Source organism: Rhizobium sp. CB3090, from assembly GCF_029714285.1.
Classification (GTDB): domain Bacteria; phylum Pseudomonadota; class Alphaproteobacteria; order Rhizobiales; family Rhizobiaceae; genus Rhizobium.
On the sequence record NZ_CP121662.1, the window covers coordinates 1,356,023 to 1,374,605 of the forward strand.

Annotated in this window: 14 protein-coding genes; 13 read left to right on the plus strand and 1 reads right to left on the minus strand. The window is 60.0% G+C overall.

What is annotated here, in order from left to right; all coding sequences use genetic code 11:
- Positions 1–23: 23 nt before the first annotated feature.
- The 13 genes from QA646_RS06650 (at position 24) to QA646_RS06710 (ending at position 16,416) form a co-directional block, all read left to right on the plus strand.
- On the plus strand, positions 24–1,598 hold the full coding sequence (locus tag QA646_RS06650; RefSeq protein WP_283058245.1) for an ABC transporter ATP-binding protein: 1,575 nt from the start codon (positions 24–26) through the stop codon (positions 1,596–1,598).
- Positions 1,588–2,673, plus strand: a complete 1,086-nt coding sequence (locus QA646_RS06655; protein ID WP_283058246.1) for an ABC transporter permease — start codon at positions 1,588–1,590, stop codon at positions 2,671–2,673. Before QA646_RS06650 ends, QA646_RS06655 begins: the two co-directional genes overlap by 11 nt.
- 2 nt (positions 2,674–2,675) lie before the next feature.
- The gene (locus tag QA646_RS06660; protein ID WP_283058988.1) at positions 2,676–3,596 is read left to right on the plus strand and encodes an ABC transporter permease; all 921 of its coding nucleotides are present in this window, start codon (positions 2,676–2,678) and stop codon (positions 3,594–3,596) included.
- Positions 3,597–3,645: 49 nt separating this feature from the next.
- Positions 3,646–4,722 (plus strand): BMP family ABC transporter substrate-binding protein, encoded by a 1,077-nt coding sequence (locus QA646_RS06665; RefSeq protein WP_283058247.1) that lies wholly within the window; start codon positions 3,646–3,648, stop codon positions 4,720–4,722.
- Positions 4,723–4,864: 142 nt separating this feature from the next.
- A complete protein-coding gene (gene ytfQ / locus QA646_RS06670; RefSeq protein WP_283058248.1) occupies positions 4,865–5,827 on the plus strand; it encodes a galactofuranose ABC transporter, galactofuranose-binding protein YtfQ in 963 nt (320 codons plus the stop codon).
- A gap of 191 nt (positions 5,828–6,018) precedes the next feature.
- Complete coding sequence (gene ytfR / locus QA646_RS06675; RefSeq protein ID WP_283058250.1) at positions 6,019–7,542, plus strand: galactofuranose ABC transporter, ATP-binding protein YtfR; 1,524 nt, start codon at positions 6,019–6,021, stop codon at positions 7,540–7,542.
- Positions 7,539–8,567 (plus strand): ABC transporter permease, encoded by a 1,029-nt coding sequence (locus QA646_RS06680; RefSeq protein ID WP_283058251.1) that lies wholly within the window; start codon positions 7,539–7,541, stop codon positions 8,565–8,567. Before ytfR ends, QA646_RS06680 begins: the two co-directional genes overlap by 4 nt.
- Complete coding sequence (yjfF, locus tag QA646_RS06685; RefSeq protein WP_283058252.1) at positions 8,564–9,532, plus strand: galactofuranose ABC transporter, permease protein YjfF; 969 nt, start codon at positions 8,564–8,566, stop codon at positions 9,530–9,532. The genes QA646_RS06680 and yjfF overlap by 4 nt, the downstream gene beginning before the upstream one ends.
- Positions 9,533–9,548: 16 nt before the next feature.
- The gene (locus tag QA646_RS06690) at positions 9,549–10,295 is read left to right on the plus strand and encodes a FadR/GntR family transcriptional regulator (protein WP_283058253.1); all 747 of its coding nucleotides are present in this window, start codon (positions 9,549–9,551) and stop codon (positions 10,293–10,295) included.
- A 102-nt stretch (positions 10,296–10,397) separates the two neighbouring features.
- Complete coding sequence (glmU, locus tag QA646_RS06695; RefSeq protein ID WP_283058255.1) at positions 10,398–11,759, plus strand: bifunctional UDP-N-acetylglucosamine diphosphorylase/glucosamine-1-phosphate N-acetyltransferase GlmU; 1,362 nt, start codon at positions 10,398–10,400, stop codon at positions 11,757–11,759.
- A 219-nt stretch (positions 11,760–11,978) separates the two neighbouring features.
- The gene (gene glmS, locus QA646_RS06700) at positions 11,979–13,805 is read left to right on the plus strand and encodes a glutamine--fructose-6-phosphate transaminase (isomerizing) (protein ID WP_283058256.1); all 1,827 of its coding nucleotides are present in this window, start codon (positions 11,979–11,981) and stop codon (positions 13,803–13,805) included.
- 176 nt (positions 13,806–13,981) lie between these two features.
- Positions 13,982–14,686 (plus strand): DUF502 domain-containing protein, encoded by a 705-nt coding sequence (locus QA646_RS06705; protein WP_283058257.1) that lies wholly within the window; start codon positions 13,982–13,984, stop codon positions 14,684–14,686.
- A gap of 251 nt (positions 14,687–14,937) precedes the next feature.
- Positions 14,938–16,416 (plus strand): esterase-like activity of phytase family protein, encoded by a 1,479-nt coding sequence (locus tag QA646_RS06710; RefSeq protein ID WP_283058989.1) that lies wholly within the window; start codon positions 14,938–14,940, stop codon positions 16,414–16,416.
- Positions 16,417–16,458: 42 nt separating this feature from the next.
- Here QA646_RS06710 and recG read toward each other — a convergent pair whose 3' ends face one another.
- Positions 16,459–18,564 (minus strand): ATP-dependent DNA helicase RecG, encoded by a 2,106-nt coding sequence (gene recG / locus QA646_RS06715; protein WP_283058258.1) that lies wholly within the window; start codon positions 18,562–18,564, stop codon positions 16,459–16,461.
- Between the last annotated feature and the right edge of the window lie 19 nt (positions 18,565–18,583).

An 18,583-nucleotide genomic window follows, 5' to 3' on the forward strand; every position in this document is an offset into this window, starting at 1 on the left:
GGTGGGAAGGAAATGAGGGGAACGTGTCGTCATTCGATGTGCCGGCAACTGACGCGTTATTGTCGGTTCGCAAGCTGACGAAGCTGTTCGGCAGCTTTGCTGCCTGCAATGGAATTGATCTGGAAATTCAACCGGGCGAGATTCACGCTTTGCTCGGTGAAAACGGCGCAGGCAAATCCACTCTGGTGAAGATGCTGTTCGGCGTTTTGGAGCCGACCGAGGGCGAGATCGCCTGGCAAGACCAGCCCGTCTCGATCGGGTCGCCCGGCGAAGCGCGCAAGCTCGGCATCGGCATGGTGTTTCAGCATTTCTCTTTGTTTGAGGCGCTGACGGTCGCTGAAAATATCGCCCTTTCCCTTGATGACAGCATTCCGATCGGCAAGATTGCCGAGGAGGCCGCCAGTCTGTCGCAAGCCTATGGCCTGCCGCTCGATCCCTATGCCCATGTCGCCGACCTTTCCGTCGGCGAGCGTCAGCGCATCGAAATCGTTCGTACTCTGTTGCAGAACCCGAAGCTGATCATCCTCGACGAGCCGACCTCCGTGCTGACGCCGCAGGAAGCTGACCGTATGTTCGAAACGCTCTTCCGGCTTCGGGACGAAGGCCGTTCGGTGCTCTATATCAGCCACCGCCTTGAGGAGGTGCAACGCATCTGCTCCCGCGCCACAGTGCTGCGCCATGGCAGGGTAACCGGTGCGTGCGACCCACGACGGGAAACGCCCGGCTCGCTCGCCCGCATGATGGTCGGCAGCGATGTTGCTAGCGTGCAGCATGAAGGGCTCGGCAAAAAGGGCGATATCCAGCTCGAGGTTGCCGGCCTTTCCGCGCCCGCGCGCACTCCCTTCGCCATGTCGTTGAAAGACGTATCGCTGCGTGTACGCGCGGGAGAAATTCTGGCGATCGCCGGCGTTGCCGGCAACGGGCAGGGCGAGCTGTTCGACGTCGTTTCCGGCGAACACACCGTTCCCTCGGACAATCTGATTTTCGTGCGCGGCCAGGCAGTCGGCACCAAGGGCATCAACGCGCGCCGCCTCCTGGGTGCCGGCTTCGTGCCGGAGGAACGTCACGGGCATGCGGCGGTTTCGGGGCTGAAGCTATCGGACAATCTCGTGCTCGCCCGCAGCAAATCGGACCGCCGGGCTTTTCTCGCCGGCGGTTTCCTGAAGGTGATCCGGCGCAGCGCGGTCAGACAGGCGACCAAGCGCATTTCCGAGGCCATGGACGTCCGCAAGAGTGGCGAAGATCCGACGGCAGGCTCGCTCTCCGGCGGCAATCTCCAGAAGTTCATCGTCGGCCGTGAGCTGGACCGGCAGCCGACGGTGCTGGTTGTCAACCAGCCGACCTGGGGCGTCGACGCCGGTGCCGCAAGCCATATCCGTCAGGCGCTGGTCGATCTTGCCCGCAACGGCTCGGCAGTGCTGGTCATCAGCCAGGATCTCGACGAAATATTCGAAGTGGCCACCGATATTGCCGTCATTTCCGAGGGGCGGCTGTCGCAGGCCTATCCAGCGGGCGAGCTGACGCGGGAAAAGATCGGCCTCCTGATGGGTGGGCTGCATGAATCAAAGACACATTCGGAGCCTATGCATGCGCATTGAATTGGAAAGGCGCCCGCAGGCTTCGAAACTGTTCGGCTTCCTGTCGCCGCTGCTTGCCCTCGCACTGGCGTTGATCGCCGGCACCATTATGTTCGCCGTACTCGGCAAGGACCCGGTGGAAGCGCTGGACGCTTTCTTCGTCGAGCCTCTGCTGGAAATCTGGTCGCTGCACGAACTGGCGATCAAGGCCGGGCCGCTGATCCTGATCGCCGTCGGCCTTTGCGTCTGCTATCGCTCCAACAACTGGAACATCGGTGCGGAAGGCCAGTTCACCATTGGCGCGGTTGCCGGCTCCTACATTCCGATCGTCTTCACCGATTGGCATTCGCCGATGGTCCTGCCCCTAATGCTGATCGCCGGCGCTGTCGGCGGCGCGCTCTACGCCGCCATTCCAGCGCTGTTGAAGGCGCATTTCAATACCAACGAGATCCTGACCAGCCTGATGCTCGTCTATATCGCTCAGCTCTATCTGGATTGGCTGTCGCGCGGGCCATGGCGCGATCCGCAGGGCCATAATTTCCCGCAGAGCATCGATTTTCCCTCGGAGGCGGTGCTGCCGGCGATCTGGGCGGACTCCGGCCGGGCCCATTGGGGGATCGTCTTTGCCGTCGTTGCGGCGATCCTTGCCTGGTTTATGATGAAATATACGCTGAAGGGCTTCGAGATAACCGTTCTCGGCCAATCGGAACGGGCGGGGCGCTTCGCCGGATTCTCCTCGCGGAAAATGGTCTGGTTCGGCTTCCTCTTCTCCGGCGCGCTGGCGGGCCTCGCCGGCATTTCCGAGGTTTCGGGTTCGATCGGCCATCTACAGCCGGCGATTTCGCCGGGTTACGGCTTTACCGCCATCATCGTTGCTTTCCTGGCGCGTCTCAATCCGCTCGGCGCAATTCTTTCCGGCTTCGTGCTGGCGCTCACCTATCTTGGCGGCGAGGCGGCGCAATTGTCACCGGGCATCTCCGCCAAGGCGGCGAGCGTCTTCCAGGGATTGTTGCTGTTCTTCGTGCTCTCCTGCGACACGCTGATCAACTACAAGATCCGGCTCGTCTGGTCGCGGGTTCGGGGAGGTGCGGCATGACCATGAGTGTTTTTGAAGCAATCCTTCTGACCATCATCACGGCCTCGACACCGCTCGTCATCGCCGGTCTTGGCGAACTCGTGGTGGAACGCTCCGGCGTGCTCAATCTCGGCGTCGAAGGCATGATGATCATGGGGGCCGTCGCCGCCTTCGTCGGCGCGCAGATGAGCGGATCGCCCTATGTGGGCCTCATCGCCGGCGTTGTCGGCGGCGCGCTGTTTTCGCTGTTGTTCGGGTTCCTGACGCTGACGCTGGTGACCAATCAGGTTGCGACGGGTCTGGCGCTCACTATCCTCGGCCTTGGCCTCTCCGGCATGATCGGTGAAGGTTATGTCAGCGTGCCCGGAGTGCAGTTGCGCGAAATCGTCTTTCCGTTCCTGTCCGATATTCCGCTTGTCGGGCCGGTGCTGTTCAAGCAGGACCTGACTTTCTATCTCTCGATCGCGCTGCTCGTCGGCGTCAATTGGTTCCTCTTCCGCAGCCGCACCGGCCTGAAGCTGCGCGCCATCGGCGACAGTCACGGCTCGGCGCATGCCCTCGGCATCGACGTCATCCGCACGCGCTATCTGGCCGTCATGTTCGGCGGCGCCTGCGCGGGGCTCGCCGGCGCACAATTGTCGCTGGTCTACACGCCGCAATGGGTTGAGAACATGTCGGCCGGCCGCGGCTGGGTGACGCTGGCTCTCGTTGTCTTCGCATCATGGCGGCCGATGCGTGTCATGGCCGGTGGTTATCTCTTCGGGGCGGTGACGATCCTGCAGTTTCATGCGCAGGGCTTCGGCGTCGGTATCCCCGCACAATTTCTGTCGATGCTACCGTACGCGTCGACTATTGTGGTTCTCGTCATCATCTCTCAAAATCGCCGCGCGACCTTGATCAATACGCCAGCGTCGCTCGGCAAGGCCTTCGTTCCGGAGCGCTAAAGACAATAACCGGACGAATTTTTGTAATATCAAACCAGCAGGGGTAACTATGAAAAAACTAGCTCTCGCACTCGCCACCACGGCCGCCGCCATTATCGGCTTCGGCGCTGCGGCCGAAGCGGCACCGACAAAGGTCTGCTTTGTTTACGTCGGCTCGCACACGGATGGCGGTTATTCGCAGGCGCACGATCTCGGCCGCCAGCAGATCCAGAAGGAATTCGGCAACAAGATCGATACGCCCTATCTCGAAAACGTTCCGGAAGGCCCGGACGCCGAACGCGCTATCGAACGTCTCGCCCGCTCCGGCTGCTCGCTGATCTTCTCCACCTCGTTCGGCTTCATGGATGCCACCGTCAAGGTCGCCGCGAAGTTCCCGAAGGTGAAGTTCGAGCATGCGACCGGCTTCAAGACCGGCCCGAATCTCGGTACCTACAATTCGCGCTTCTACGAAGGCCGCTACATCCTGGGTCAGATCGCCGCCAAGATGTCGAAGAATCACGGCGCCGCTTACATCGCTTCCTTCCCGATCCCGGAAGTGGTGATGGGCATCAACTCTTTCGAGCAGGGCGCGCGCTCGGTCGATCCAAGCTTCAAGCTCAAGGTCATCTGGGTTAACACCTGGTTCGATCCAGGCAAGGAAGCCGACGCCGCCAAGGCCATGGTCGACCAGGGCGTCGACATTTTGACGCAGCACACCGACACCACCGCGCCGATGCAGGTGGCCGAAGAGCGCGGCATCCACGCTTTCGGCCAGGCTTCCGACATGATCGCTGCTGGCCCGCATGCGCAATTGACCGCTGTCGTCGACACCTGGGGCAACTACTACTCCAAGCGCGTCCATGCGCTGCTCGACGGCACCTGGAAGGCCGAGCAGAGCTGGGATGGTCTGAAGGACGGCATTCTGAAGATGGCGCCCTATACCAACATGCCTGACGATGTGAAGAAGATGGCTGAAGAGACCGAAGCCAAGATCAAGTCCGGCGAACTCGCGCCCTTTACCGGCCCGATCAACAAGCAGGACGGCACACCCTGGCTCAAGGCTGGCGAAAAGGCCGATGACGCTACGCTGCTGGGCATGAATTTCTACATCGAAGGCGTCGACGACAAACTTCCTTCAGCAAAGTAAGTCTCTGAATTCGAGACGGTTGAAAAAGGGCGCCCGGAGCGCCCTTTTTTGTTGCAGTGCGTCACAGAATGTCGATTTACAAAAGTATTACTATATGATTTTTTTCAATCAGCCGTAAGAGACGGCCAATTGGGAGGACATCATGAAATTGAAGACTGCACTGGTGAGTGCCACGATTCTCGCTGCTTGCATGTTTGCGCCTGCATCAGCAAAGAATTTGGTGGTCGGCTTTTCGCAAATCGGTTCGGAATCCGGCTGGCGTGCGGCGGAAACGACCGTTACCAAGCAGCAAGCTGAAAAGCGCGGCATCGATCTCAAATTTGCCGATGCTCAACAGAAGCAGGAAAACCAGATCAAGGCTATTCGCTCTTTCATCGCGCAGGGTGTCGATGCGATTCTGCTGGCTCCCGTCGTGGAAACGGGATGGGACTCTGTTCTGAAAGAAGCAAAGGAAGCCAAGATCCCGGTCATCCTGCTTGATCGCACGATCAACGCACCGAAGGATCTCTATCTGACCGCCGTTACCTCGGATCAGATTCACGAAGGCAAGGTCGCCGGCGACTGGCTTGTGAAGACCGTCGGCGACAAGAAGTGCAACATCGTCGAACTTCAGGGTACCACCGGTTCCTCGCCGGCGATCGCCCGCAAGAAGGGCTTCGAAGAAGCCATCAAGGGCCATGACAATCTGAAGATCGTACGCAGCCAGACGGGCGATTTCACCCGCGCTAAGGGCAAGGAAGTCATGGAAAGCTTCCTGAAGGCCGAAAACGGCGGCAAGGATATCTGCGCGCTCTACGCTCATAACGACGACATGGCCGTCGGCGCCATCCAGGCGATCAAGGAAGCAGGCCTGAAGCCCGGCAAGGATATTTTGACCGTATCCATCGATTCGGTTCCGGATCTCTTCAAGGCCATGGCCGCCGGCGAGGCAAACGCCACGGTCGAACTGACGCCGAACATGGCCGGCCCCGCTTTCGATGCGCTTGACGCCTACCTGAAGACCAAGAAGGAGCCGCCGAAGTGGATCCAGACCGAGTCCAAGCTGTACACGCAAGCTGACGACCCGCAGAAGGTCTACGAGGAAAAGAAGGGCCAGGGCTACTGATGTAAAAAAGCGAACCGCATCGGCCGGCGAACGGCCGATGCGGGCTTTTCGACGCGGAACTGCAGGCGCGCTGAAACTTCACGAATTCGGGCGAAATCACCTGAATGGGAGTAAGATGACGCGCGGCGCTTTAACGTGCGGCGTATTTCGCGCTTTGCATACCGGCTCAATTTCAAGGAAATTCTTGGCCCATGGCTCACGATGTCGAGCGTCTTCTGACCGCTACCGGCTTCTGCAAATATTTTCCCGGTTCCACCGCCCTTGATCATGTCGATTTCACATTGCGGCGGGGCGAGGTTCATGCGCTTCTCGGTGAGAATGGTGCAGGGAAATCGACGCTGATCAAATGCATGACCGGCGCATATCGCCGCGATGCTGGCAGCCTAGTTCTCGATGGCGCCGAAATCGACCCGCACGATACGCTCGCCGCGCAGAAGCTCGGCATCGGAACGGTCTATCAGGAGGTGAACCTCCTTGCGAATTTGAGTGTCGCGGAAAATCTCTTCCTCGGCCGCCAGCCGAAACGCTTCGGCATGGTCAGCAGCCGTTTGATGAACAGCATGGCGAAAGACCTGCTGTCGCAATACGGCATAGACATCGACGTCAGTCGTCAGCTCGACCGTTTCTCCGTCGCAATCCAGCAAGTCATCGCGATCGCGCGTGCTGTCGATCTCTCCGGCAAGGTTCTGATCCTCGACGAGCCGACGGCCAGCCTGGATACGCATGAAGTCGCGATGCTTTTCGGTATTATCCAAAACCTGAAGAGGCGTGGCTTAGGCATTGTTTTCATTACGCACTTTCTGGAGCAGGTCTATCAGATCTGCGACCGCATAACCGTCCTGCGCAACGGCCGCCTTGTGGGTACGCGTGATGCCGATGGCCTTTCACGGCAAACCCTGATCGCCATGATGCTTGGCCGCGAACTTGCGCAGGTCGAAGCAACAGGAAAGCAGGCAGTCAGCGAAAGCGGCCCCGTGAGATACCGTTTCACGAATTTCGGCAAGCGCGGCAAGATAAAACCCTTCGATCTGGAGGTTCGTGAAGGCGAAGTGGTGGGGATTGCCGGGCTGCTGGGCTCAGGGCGCACGGAAACCGCGGAGGTGCTTTTCGGCGTCGAGCGCGCCGACAGTGGCGAGGCAAAGATCGAAGACCGGACGGTGACGCTTTCGAGCCCGCGTGCCGCCATCAACAGCGGCTTCGGATTTTGCCCGGAAGACCGCAAGACGGACGGCATTATCGGCGATCTGTCCATCCGCGAAAATATAGTCATGGCGCTCCAGGCCCGCCGCGGATGGGCACGCCCATTGCCGCGCAGCGAGCAGAACGCGATTGCCGATCGCTATATCAAGGCGTTGGATATTCGCACCACCGACCGCGAAAAGCCGATAAGGCTGCTCTCCGGCGGCAATCAGCAAAAGGCCATTCTGGCGCGCTGGCTGGCGACCAATCCCAATTTCCTGATCTTGGACGAGCCGACGCGCGGCATCGATGTCGGTGCGCACGCCGAGATCATCCGCCTGATCGAAGACCTTTGCCAGCAGGGAATGTCGCTGGTGGTGATTTCGTCCGAGCTGGAGGAGCTTGTAGCCTATAGTTCCCGCGTCATCGTGCTGCGCGACCGCGAGCATATTGCCGAACTGACAGGCGAGAAGATTACTGCCAGCCACATCGTCGACTCCATCGCGACGGGCGAGAGCAAGCGAGAAGAAGCATGAGTTCCCAGATTAAGGCCCTGTTGTTTCGATTGGCTCCGCAAATCATTGCGTTGGCAGCCATTCTTCTTTTGAATTTCATTATGTTCCCGCAGTTCTTTCATCTGGAGCTTCAGAATGGCAGACTGTACGGCAGCATCATCGATGTTCTCAATCGCGGTGCTCCGGTGGCACTTCTGTCCATCGGTATGACGCTGGTCATTGCCACCAAAGGCATCGATCTCTCGGTCGGTGCGGTGATCGCAATTTGCGGTGCCGTCGCTGCATCCGCGATCGTCTCCGGGAATTCTCTCGCCTACACGCTGATACTCACCATCGGCGTCGGGCTGGCATGCGGGCTGTGGAACGGGTTTCTCGTCGCGGTTCTCGACATTCAGCCGATCATCGCCACGCTGGTATTGATGGTCGCGGGCCGCGGGATAGCTCAATTGATCACCGAAGGCGTCATCATGACCTTCAATGACGATGGGCTCATCTTCCTGGGAAGCGGGTCCTTTGCCTCTCTGCCGATGCCCGTCGTCATCTGGCTGTTAGTGGCACTGGCGGTCATTCTTCTGGTGAGGCGCACGGCGCTCGGCATGCTTGTCGAGGCCATCGGCATCAACCGGCGGGCCAGCACGCTGTCGGGCATTCAGACGCCGGTGCTGCTGATCGCCGCCTATGCTCTGAGCGGCCTTTGCGCCTCTATCGCCGGCATCATAGTTTCCGCCGATATCAAGGGTGCCGATGCGAACAATGCCGGTCTCTGGTTGGAGCTCGACGCGATCCTGGCCGTTGTCGTCGGCGGCAATTCCCTTCTTGGCGGGCGCTTCAGTATTGTCGGCTCGTTGATCGGTGCGATGATCATCCAGTCGGTCAATACCGGCATTCTGTTGTCCGGCTTCCCGCCGGAATTCAATCTGGTGATCAAGGCCGTTATCGTCATCATTATTCTGGTCATCCAGTCTCCAGCGCTTCAATCCGTCTCGGCGTTTTTCTGGCGTCGGCGCGGCACGGCACAGATGGTCCATGAGGAGCAGGCAAAGTGAATTCGAAATATCTTCCTCTGCTTGCGACGATCGTCATTTTTCTGCTGGCCTATACCGGCTGCGTGCTGCAGTTTCCGACCATGCTGTCGACGCGCGTTATCGGCAATCTGCTGACGGACAATGCTTTTCTCGGAATTGCGGCGGTCGGCATGACCTTCGTCATCCTCTCCGGCGGCATCGATCTATCGATCGGTTCGGTCATCGCCTTTACTGGCGTCTTCCTGGCGATCATTCTCAGGGATACCTCGATCCATCCTTTGCTCGCCTTCGCGCTTGTTCTGGCGATCACGACGGTCTTCGGCGCGGGCATGGGTGCCATCATCCACTATCTCAGCATGCCGCCCTTCATCGTCACGCTGGCGGGCATGTTTCTTGCGCGCGGTATAGCTTTCGTCCTGTCGATCGACAGCATCCCGATCGAGCATGATTTCTATTCGCAACTGAGCGATCTGTATCTGCTGCTGCCGGGCGGCGGTCGTCTGACGCTGATCGGCGGAATCATGCTTATCGTCTTCGCCGGAGGTATCGTGCTGGCGCATCGCACCCGCTTCGGAGCCAACGTCTATGCGCTGGGTGGTGGGGTGCAGACGGCGCAGTTGATGGGCGTTCCGGTGGGCCGCACGACGATCCAGATCTACGCGCTGTCCGGCTTTCTCGCCGGTCTATCCGGAATCGTTTTTTCGCTCTATACATCGGCCGGATATTCGCTGGCTACCGTTGGTGTCGAGCTGGATGCAATTGCGGCAGTGGTCATAGGCGGAACATTGCTGACGGGGGGAGCAGGGTTCGTAGGAGGAACTCTCATCGGAATTCTCATACAGGGCTTGATTCAGACTTATATCACCTTTGATGGAACGCTCTCCAGTTGGTGGACTAAGATATTGATCGGGCTGCTGCTGTTTGCGTTTATTCTGATGCAGAAGGGGCTTCTGCTACTTTCCCGTTTCAATCGACGTTTCGCCTGAGGGAAGGACAGAGCGCTTGCGCAGCAGATTGCTTGAAACAAGAAAGACCGAAGGGAAATCACGAACCAGCCATGCGCAGGTCGTGGATGATCTCGGAAAAGCGATCGTGTCTGGCGCCTTTCCCGTCGGCAGCATTCTTCCCGGTGACAGCGATCTTCTGCAACGGTTCAAGGTGTCGCGCACGGTCCTGCGTGAGAGCATGAAGACGCTCGCGGCAAAAGGTTTGGTCGTTCCGCGCGCCCGGGTCGGAACGCGTGTCACCGAGAAGATCCATTGGAACATGTTCGACAGCGCCGTGCTGACGTGGCACTTTGAAAGCGGCGTCAACGAAGAGTTCCTTCTCCACCTCTATGACATCCGCTTGGCCTTCGAGCCGTTTGCCGCCAGTCTCGTGGCGGAGCGCGCCAGCCCTGAGGAAATCGAATTGTTGCGGCGGCTTGCGATGACGATGGCCGCACCGGAACACACTCCGGACAGTCTCGCCATCGCCGACCTTCATTTTCATCTGGCAATCACAGAAGCGTCCCACAATCCCTTCATGCGCTCGCTCGGCGGCTTGATAGAAGCGGCCCTCGTTGGCATGTTCCGGATGAGCGCGCCTCCCTCCAGCAACGGCTTTGGCAACATTGCCGATACGCATATGGCCATCGTGGACGCTATCGCGGCTCACGACGGGCTGGCGGCGCACAAGGCGATGGAATTCGTTATTTTCGACGGCCGCAAACACGTCCAGCAGGCCTTCGCCGCACTCGCGGACGCTTGACGCCTACGTCTAATTTCGCCGTAGTTCACCGCTCAACTAGTTGCTATGAGGAGACGAAGCCTGTCCCTGGGCTTCGTCGGACCGTATCTTTCGGAGCTTGAAATGGAACGCACCTGCCTCGCCATCATCCTCGCCGCCGGCGACAGCACCCGTATGAAGTCATCGATCTCCAAGGTGCTGCACCCGATCGCCGGCCGTCCGATGATCGCGCATGTGATGGAAGCGATCGCCAAGACCGATATTTCCACTGCTGCGCTCGTCGTCGGACGCGATGCGGAGAAGGTCGCCGCCGCGGCCTCCGTCGCCGGCGTCAAGGTGGAAGCCTATCTGCAGAAGGAGCGCCTCGGCACCGGCCATGCCGTGCTCGCCGCTCGTGAGGCGATTGCAGAGGGCTATGACGATATTCTGGTGGCCTATGGCGACGTGCCGCTGCTCACCGACGCGCCGCTTCGCGCAGCACGTCAAGGGCTGGCCGAAGGCAACGACATCGTCGTTATCGGCTTTCACACGGAAAATCCAAATGCCTATGGCAGGCTGCTCGTCAAGGACGGTGAGCTGATCGCCATTCGCGAAGCCAAGGATGCGACCGATGCCGAGCTTGCGGTTACCTGGTGCAACAGCGGCCTGATGGCGATCAACGGCCGCAAGGCGCTCGACCTGCTCGACCGCATCGGCAACGACAATGCCAAGCGCGAATATTATCTGACCGATCTCGTCGAGATCGCCCGCTCCCTCGGCGGCCGTGCGGTCGCCGTCGATGCGCCGGAAGTGGAGATGACCGGCTGCAACAACCGCGCTGAACTCGCCTTTATCGAACGCCTCTGGCAGGAGCGGCGGCGTCAGGAACTGATGCTTTCGGGCGTCACCATGATCGCGCCCGAAACAGTGTTCCTTGCCTACGACACGGTGGTCGGCCAGGACGCGCTGATCGAGCCGAACGTCGTCTTCGGTCCCGGCGCCGTTATCGACGGGGGTGCGGTCATTCACGCTTTCTCGCATATCGAAGGCGCCCATGTCAGCGCCGGCGCCACGGTCGGCCCGTTCGCGCGGCTACGCCCGGGTGCGGACCTTTCTGGCGGTTCGAAGGTCGGCAACTTCTGTGAGGTGAAGAACGGCAAAATCGGCGAGGGCGCCAAGGTCAACCATCTGACCTATATCGGCGACGCCACCATCGGGGCCGGGAGCAATATCGGCGCGGGCACGATTACCTGCAACTATGATGGCGTCAACAAGCATGAGACCCATATCGGCGCAAACAGTTTCATCGGCTCGAACTCGTCGCTGGTTGCGCCCGTGCGCATCGGCGACAGCGCCTATGTTGCCTCGGGCAGTGTCATCACTGAGGATGTCCCGGCAGAAGCGCTTGCCTTCGGACGCGCCCGCCAGGAGATAAAACCTGGCCGTGCCAAGGTCATTCGCGAGCGGGCCCTAGCCATCAAGGCGGCGAAGAAGGGCAGCCACTAAGCCTAAAGTCCAGCGCATGAGCCCTTAAATCGGAATCGATTTAAGGAAAGGATTATGCGCTACTCTAAAGTCCTGCTGCGTCCCCAGCGCATCCTTTGGATGCTTCGGCGCGGTAGGGTCGCGTAACGGTCAGAAACCGAAAGTGACCGTCACGGCGATTGAGAAAACTATTAGAATCATTAGGACTTGCCCCAACATTTTGGGCAGACGGAGAGTTGCATGTGCGGCATCGTGGGAATTGTCGGAACGAAGGCTGTGGCGGGACGATTGGTGGATGCCTTGCGGCGTCTCGAATATCGCGGCTATGATTCGGCTGGCGTTGCCACCATCCATAACGGCGTCATGGATCGTCGCCGCGCCGAAGGAAAACTCTTCAATCTCGAAAAGCGGCTCGATGTGGAACCGCTGCCCGGCATCACCGGCATTGCCCACACCCGTTGGGCGACCCACGGCGTTCCCAATGAAACCAATGCCCATCCGCATTTTGTCGAGGGCGTCGCCGTCGTCCATAACGGCATCATCGAGAATTTCTCCGAGCTGCGCGAGGAATTGAAGGCTGAAGGCAAGATTTTTGCTTCGCAGACCGATACGGAAGTGGTCGCGCATCTCCTGGCGAAATATCTCCGCCAGGGCCTCGATCCGCGCGCAGCCATGCTGAAGATGCTGAACCGCATAACCGGTGCATATGCACTGGTCGTCATGTTCCAGGACGATCCCAATACGCTCATGGCAGCCCGCTCCGGCCCGCCGCTTGCCATCGGTTTCGGCAATGGCGAGATGTTCCTTGGCTCCGACGCCATCGCGCTGGCGCCCTTCACCAACGAGATTACCTATCTCGTCGACGGCGACTGCGCGATCATTACCCGCGACGGCGCCACAGTCGTCGATTTCAGCGGCCAGGAGGTCAGCCGCGTTCGGCAGATATCGCAGGCGGTTGCCTACGTGGTCGACAAGGGCAATCATCGCCACTTCATGGAAAAGGAAATTTACGAGCAGCCGGAGGTGATCTCCCATGCGCTCAGCCAATATGTCGATTTCTTCAGTCATCGGGTGCACGCATCCGCATCGCCGATCGATTTCAGCGTGGTGTCCAGCTTGGCGATCTCAGCCTGCGGCACGGCCTATCTCGCCGGCCTGATCGGCAAATATTGGTTCGAGCGCTATGCCCGCCTGCCGGTCGAGATCGATGTCGCCTCCGAATTCCGCTATCGCGAGATGCCGCTATTGCCATCGCAAGCCGCGCTGTTCATCTCGCAATCCGGTGAAACCGCCGATACGCTGGCATCGCTGCGCTACTGCAGGGACAATGGCCTGAAGATCGGTGCCGTGGTCAATGTCAAGGAATCGACCATCGCGCGCGAATCCGATGCCGTGTTCCCGATCATGGCCGGCCCTGAAATCGGCGTTGCCTCCACCAAGGCCTTCACCTGCCAGCTTGCAGTCCTGGCGTCTTTGGCGATCGGCGCCGGCAAGGCGCGTGGTACGGTCAGCGCTGAGGACGAACAAGCGATGGTGGGTCATCTCGTCGAGATGCCGCGCATCATGGCCCGGGTGCTGAACATTATTCAGCCGCAGATGGAAAGCCTTGCCCGCGAGATCTCCAAGTTCAAGGACGTGCTCTATCTCGGCCGTGGCACCAGCTTCCCGCTCGCCTTGGAAGGCGCGCTGAAGCTCAAGGAAATCTCCTATATCCACGCCGAAGGCTACGCCGCAGGCGAACTGAAGCATGGGCCGATCGCGCTGATCGACGAGAACATGCCTGTTATCGTCATCGCGCCCTACGACCGCTTCTTCGACAAGACCGTCTCCAACATGCAGGAGGTGGCGGCGCGTGGCGGCCGCATCATCTTTATCACCGACGAGGCCGGGGCTGCGGCTTCGACCTTGCCGACCATGGCGACGATCATCCTGCCTGTTGTCGATGAAATCATCGCGCCGATGATCTTCTCGCTGCCGATCCAACTGCTTGCCTATCACACCGCTGTCTTCATGGGCACGGACGTCGATCAGCCGCGCAATCTGGCCAAGTCGGTGACGGTGGAATAGGTCGCATTCCCCGCTATTTTTCTAAAATAACGTCATCGTGAACGGGGCTCCGATCCCCGTTGATGACGTGACTGGCGGGTTGTGCGAAGCGCCGATTTCTGGCACGTTTGACATAGGAGATGGTGGGGGAATTTGCCGGTTAGCGGTGGCGACGGAACGGAGTTTTCGAACGGCGAATGACTGAAAAACCCATCAAAATGTCTGTGGCAACGCGGATCAGAAACAATTTCCTGGCGGGCCTGATCATCTGCGCGCCGATCGCCATTACGCTCTGGCTCACTTGGTCTGTGGTCCACTGGGCCGATAGCTGGGTCAGGCCCTATATTCCGGCGCGCTACGATCCGGAAAGTTATCTGAACTTCGCCGTCCCCGGCACCGGCCTGGTGATCGCGATGATCTTCATCACGATCGTCGGCTTCCTCGCCAAGAACCTGATCGGTCAGAGCATCGTCCGCTTCGGCGAATCGATCGTGCATCGCGTGCCGCTGGTGCGAACGATCTACAAAAGCGTGAAGCAGATTTTTGAAACCGTGCTGAAAGAGCAGGGCACGTCTTTCAAGAAGGTCGGCCTGATCGAATATCCGAGCCCCGGCCTATGGTCGATGGTGTTCATCTCGACCGACGCCAAGGGTGAAATTGCCTCGAAGTTCAACGCGATGGGCCATGATATGGTGGCCGTTTTCCTGCCGCCGACCCCTGTGCCGACAGCCGGCTTCCTGGTTTTCGTGCCGCGTGAAAAGATCACGATCCTGGACATGAGCCCGGAAGATGGCGCCAAGCTGCTGATCTCCGGCGGCTTGGTCTCGCCGGAATATCGGGAAAAGCTGATCGGCAAGGAACTGCCGCCGCCGGCGCCTGTTCCCGTAAAAACCTTGTCTTAGAACCACGCTTTTTCCGATCTCTTCCTGTCTCGCCCACGCGTTTGGAGCGAGTTGTCATGTCCTTATCATGTTGCCGTCCTAGACCGTCTGCCGGAAAGGCAAACGGGGCGCACCTCATTGTCGAAGGTCCGGGATCATCAGAGCCGGACATATCGTTCGTCGCGGCTTTGGGCCGCGTCTGAAGGTGAATGCCGTTCCAGCAAAAAGGGCTTTTTCATCAGGAGGATATTGCCTTGAAAAACTTGCGTTCAATGACATTGCCGCTGATTTCCGCAGCGCTCGCCACTTTCGTTTTCGCTGCCCCGGTCGCAGCCCTCGCCGACAACTCCGTCACCGTCGGCGGCGTCACGCTGGTCAACAAGGGCCGCGTCGCCGTCGGCCGCATCCCGGCCAATCTGCGCGACAAGTTCGGCGAGACTTTCGGCTCCGGTTCGGGCATGTCCATCGACACCAAGAGCTGGGTGCGCAATGCCGATGGTTCCTACAAAGGGTCACTGTGGCTGCTGCCGGATCGCGGCTACAATGCCGTCGGCACCACCGACTACCGTCCACGTCTCAACTCCATCGACGTCCAGTTGACGCCGGTTGCTCCGGGCGCAACGCCGCCGGCCGGTAAGGAACAGTCTGGCGTAGATGCAAAGCTCGCAAGCACCATGCTGCTGACGGACAACAAAGGCGCCGACACCACCGGTCTCGATCCGGCCAACGGCACCCGTCAACCGGCTGACGGCATGCCGCTGCTGCCCCAAGCGCCGAACGGCAAGATTTCGCTCGACACCGAAGCCGTCGCTCGACTGCCCGATGGCACGATGTTCATCAGCGACGAATATGGCCCCTATATCTATCGGTTCGCCGCCGATGGCCGCATGATGTCCGCAACACCGCCTCCGGCTGCGCTGCTGCCGATGCGCAATGGCGCCGTCAACTTCGCCTCCAACAATCCCGGTCCTGGCGAATCCGCTCCGGACCCGAAGGATCCGACCAGCGGCCGCCAGAACAATCAGGGCCTGGAAGGCATGTCCCTGACGCCGGACGGCAAATTCCTCATCGCCGTGCTGCAGTCCGCAACCCGCCAGGATGGCGGCGATTCCAGCCCGACCCGGCAGAATACCCGCGCGCTGGTCTATGATGCCGCCGATCCTGCGCATCTGAAGCTGGTGCATGAATATGTCGTGCCGCTGCCGGTCTTCACCGATGCCAAAGGCAAGACGGCAGTTGCCGCCCAGAGCGAAATCGTTGCCCTCTCGCCGCAGACATTCCTCATGTTGGCCCGCGACAGCAACAACGGCTACGGCGTGAAGGGCGATAAGTCGCTTTACCGCAGCATTAATGTCGTCGACGTCGCCGCTGCAACCGACATTGCCGGCAGCCAATTCGATGCCGACAAGCCGGTCGCTCCCAAGGGCGCTCTCGATCCGTCCGTGAAGCCCGCTGCAGTCAGCCAGTTCATCGATATCAACGACAGCGCCGACCTTGCTCGCTTCAGTCTCCACAATGGCGCACCGAACGATCGCAACAATCTCTCCGAAAAGTGGGAAGCCATGTCGCTCGCAAGCGTCCAGGATCCCAAGCTGCCGGACGATTACTTCCTGTTCGTCGCCAATGACAACGACTTCCTGACCCAGGACGGTTTCCAGGTTGGCGCTGCCTATAAGGGTGATGGCGGAGCTGATGTCGATACCATGTTCCAGGTGTTCCAGGTCACGATCCCCGGCCTTTCCGCCAAGTAATGGCCCTTGATGTGGATGGACGCGGTTGCCGCGTCCATCCACCTATCCCGCCCTCAGGAACCGGATCGCCTCGTCGCGCCGGAAGAGATAGAGCAGGGTACGCACTGCCATGCCACGCTCACCCGCGAGCTCCGGATCGCGTTCGATCAGATAGGCGGCGTCCTTGCGGGCGATTTCCAGGAGATCGGCATGGGCTTCGAGGCTGGCGATGCGGAAGCCCGGCGTTCCGGACTGGCGCGTGCCAAGCAACTCGCCCTCGCCACGCAGCTTCAGATCCTCCTCGGCAATGCGGAAACCATCCTCGGTGTCGCGCATGATCGAAAGCCGCGCATGACCGGTTTCACCGAGCGGCCCTTTATAAAGCAGGATGCAGGTGGACGCCTCGTCGCCACGTCCGACGCGCCCACGCAACTGATGCAATTGCGCCAGACCGAAACGCTCGGCATGCTCGATCACCATGATCGTCGCGTCCGGCACATCGACGCCGACTTCGACCACCGTGGTTGCGACCAGCAGGCGGATATCTCCATTCTTGAAAGCCATCATCACGGCATCTTTTTCCGGTCCGCTCATGCGGCCGTGAATGAGCCCGATCCCATGCCCGAGCGCCTTCGTCAAACTTGCGTGCCGCTCCTCGACCGACATTAAATCGGATTCTTCGGTTTCCTCGACAAGTGGGCATATCCAATATGCTTTTTTGCCTTCGGACAAGGCGCTCTTCAACCGCGCAACGATATCACCGGTCCGCTCGGTCGGAATGGTGATCGTCTGGATCGGCTTGCGGCCCGCGGGCTTTTCGGTGAGCTTCGAGACATCCATGTCGCCGAAGGCGGCAAGCACCAGCGTTCGCGGGATCGGCGTGGCGGTCATGACCAGCATATGCGGCGAGATCCCCTTCGCCGTCAGCCGCAAGCGCTGATGCACGCCGAAGCGGTGCTGCTCGTCGACGACGGCCAGCATGAGATTGGCGTAGGTCACGCTGTCCTGAAACAGCGCATGGGTGCCGATGACGATCTGCGCTTCGCCGGAAGCAATGCGTTCCAGGATGGCGTCGCGCTCGCGGCCTTTGGTGCGCCCGGTCAGCACTTCGACGGACAGATTGGCACTGGCAGCGAATTTCGAGATCGTGGCGTGATGCTGCCGCGCCAGGATTTCGGTCGGCGCCATCAGCACCGCTTGACCGCCGCTTTCGATCACAGCGGCAATTGCCATTAGCGCCACTAGCGTCTTGCCGGCACCGACATCGCCCTGCAGCAGCCGGAGCATACGCTCCGTGCCGGCCATGTCTTTCAGAATATCGGCCACGGCTTCCTTCTGACTGTTTGTCATGGAGAAGGGCAGGGATTCCAATATGTTCCCGCTGATTGTTCCCGTAGGATGCACGGGCTGACCGGCAACCTTGCGCAGACGCTGGCGCACGAGCGACAGCGACAATTGCCCGGCCAGGAATTCGTCATAGGCAAGCCTGCGGCGGGCAGGCGCTTGCGGATCGATGTCGGCAGCGTCGCGCGGAGCATGCAGCATGTGGAAGCTGTCCGAAATCGAGGGAAAGCCCTGCTTCTGAGTGAGCGCCGCATCATCCCATTCCGGCAGTTCCGGCATGCGCGTTATCGCCGCCTCGATGGTCTTGCGCAGGAATTTCGGCGAGAGCCCAGCAGTCAGGGGATAGACCGGCTCGACCAGCGGCAGGTTCTCCGCCTCGCTTTCGCGCATGATATAGTCCGGATGCACCATCGACGGACGGCCGTTGAACCAGTCGACCTTGCCGCTGACGGTCACCACTTCATCGATCGGCAATTGCTTTTCCAGCCATTGCGCCTTGCCGCGGAAGAACACCAGCCCGAGCTCGCCGGTTTCGTCGTGCAGGAAGACGCGGTAGGGCACATTGCCGCGCGCGTTCGGCGGCGGCTGATGGCGGTCGACGCGGCCGGTGATGGTGACGATCGCACCCTGCGGCGCCCGCGCAATACCCGGCTGCTCGCGGCGGTCGATGATGGAATGCGGCGCATGGAAGAGCAGGTCGATGACGCGGCAATCGTCGATGCTTTCTCTATCGAGCAGCTTCACCAGCAGTTCGGCAATCTTCGGCCCGACGCCGGGCAGCGAAGAGACGGAGGCAAACAGCGGATCGAGGATGGCGGGTCGCATGGCCGGCAAAATGCGACGG

What these genes read in the sequence shown, in the direction of transcription:
- QA646_RS06660 (WP_283058988.1), top strand. Translation starts at nt 2,676, where the DNA reads ATGAGTGTTTTTGAAGCAATCCTTCTGACCATCATCACGGCCTCGACA.
- QA646_RS06655 (WP_283058246.1), top strand. Translation starts at nt 1,588, where the DNA reads ATGCGCATTGAATTGGAAAGGCGCCCGCAGGCTTCGAAACTGTTCGGC.
- glmU (WP_283058255.1), top strand. Translation starts at nt 10,398, where the DNA reads ATGGAACGCACCTGCCTCGCCATCATCCTCGCCGCCGGCGACAGCACC.
- glmS (WP_283058256.1), top strand. Translation starts at nt 11,979, where the DNA reads ATGTGCGGCATCGTGGGAATTGTCGGAACGAAGGCTGTGGCGGGACGA.
- recG (WP_283058258.1), bottom strand. Translation starts at nt 18,564, where the DNA reads ATGCGACCCGCCATCCTCGATCCGCTGTTTGCCTCCGTCTCTTCGCTG.
- ytfR (WP_283058250.1), top strand. Translation starts at nt 6,019, where the DNA reads ATGGCTCACGATGTCGAGCGTCTTCTGACCGCTACCGGCTTCTGCAAA.
- QA646_RS06665 (WP_283058247.1), top strand. Translation starts at nt 3,646, where the DNA reads ATGAAAAAACTAGCTCTCGCACTCGCCACCACGGCCGCCGCCATTATC.
- QA646_RS06705 (WP_283058257.1), top strand. Translation starts at nt 13,982, where the DNA reads ATGACTGAAAAACCCATCAAAATGTCTGTGGCAACGCGGATCAGAAAC.
- QA646_RS06680 (WP_283058251.1), top strand. Translation starts at nt 7,539, where the DNA reads ATGAGTTCCCAGATTAAGGCCCTGTTGTTTCGATTGGCTCCGCAAATC.
- ytfQ (WP_283058248.1), top strand. Translation starts at nt 4,865, where the DNA reads ATGAAATTGAAGACTGCACTGGTGAGTGCCACGATTCTCGCTGCTTGC.
- QA646_RS06710 (WP_283058989.1), top strand. Translation starts at nt 14,938, where the DNA reads ATGACATTGCCGCTGATTTCCGCAGCGCTCGCCACTTTCGTTTTCGCT.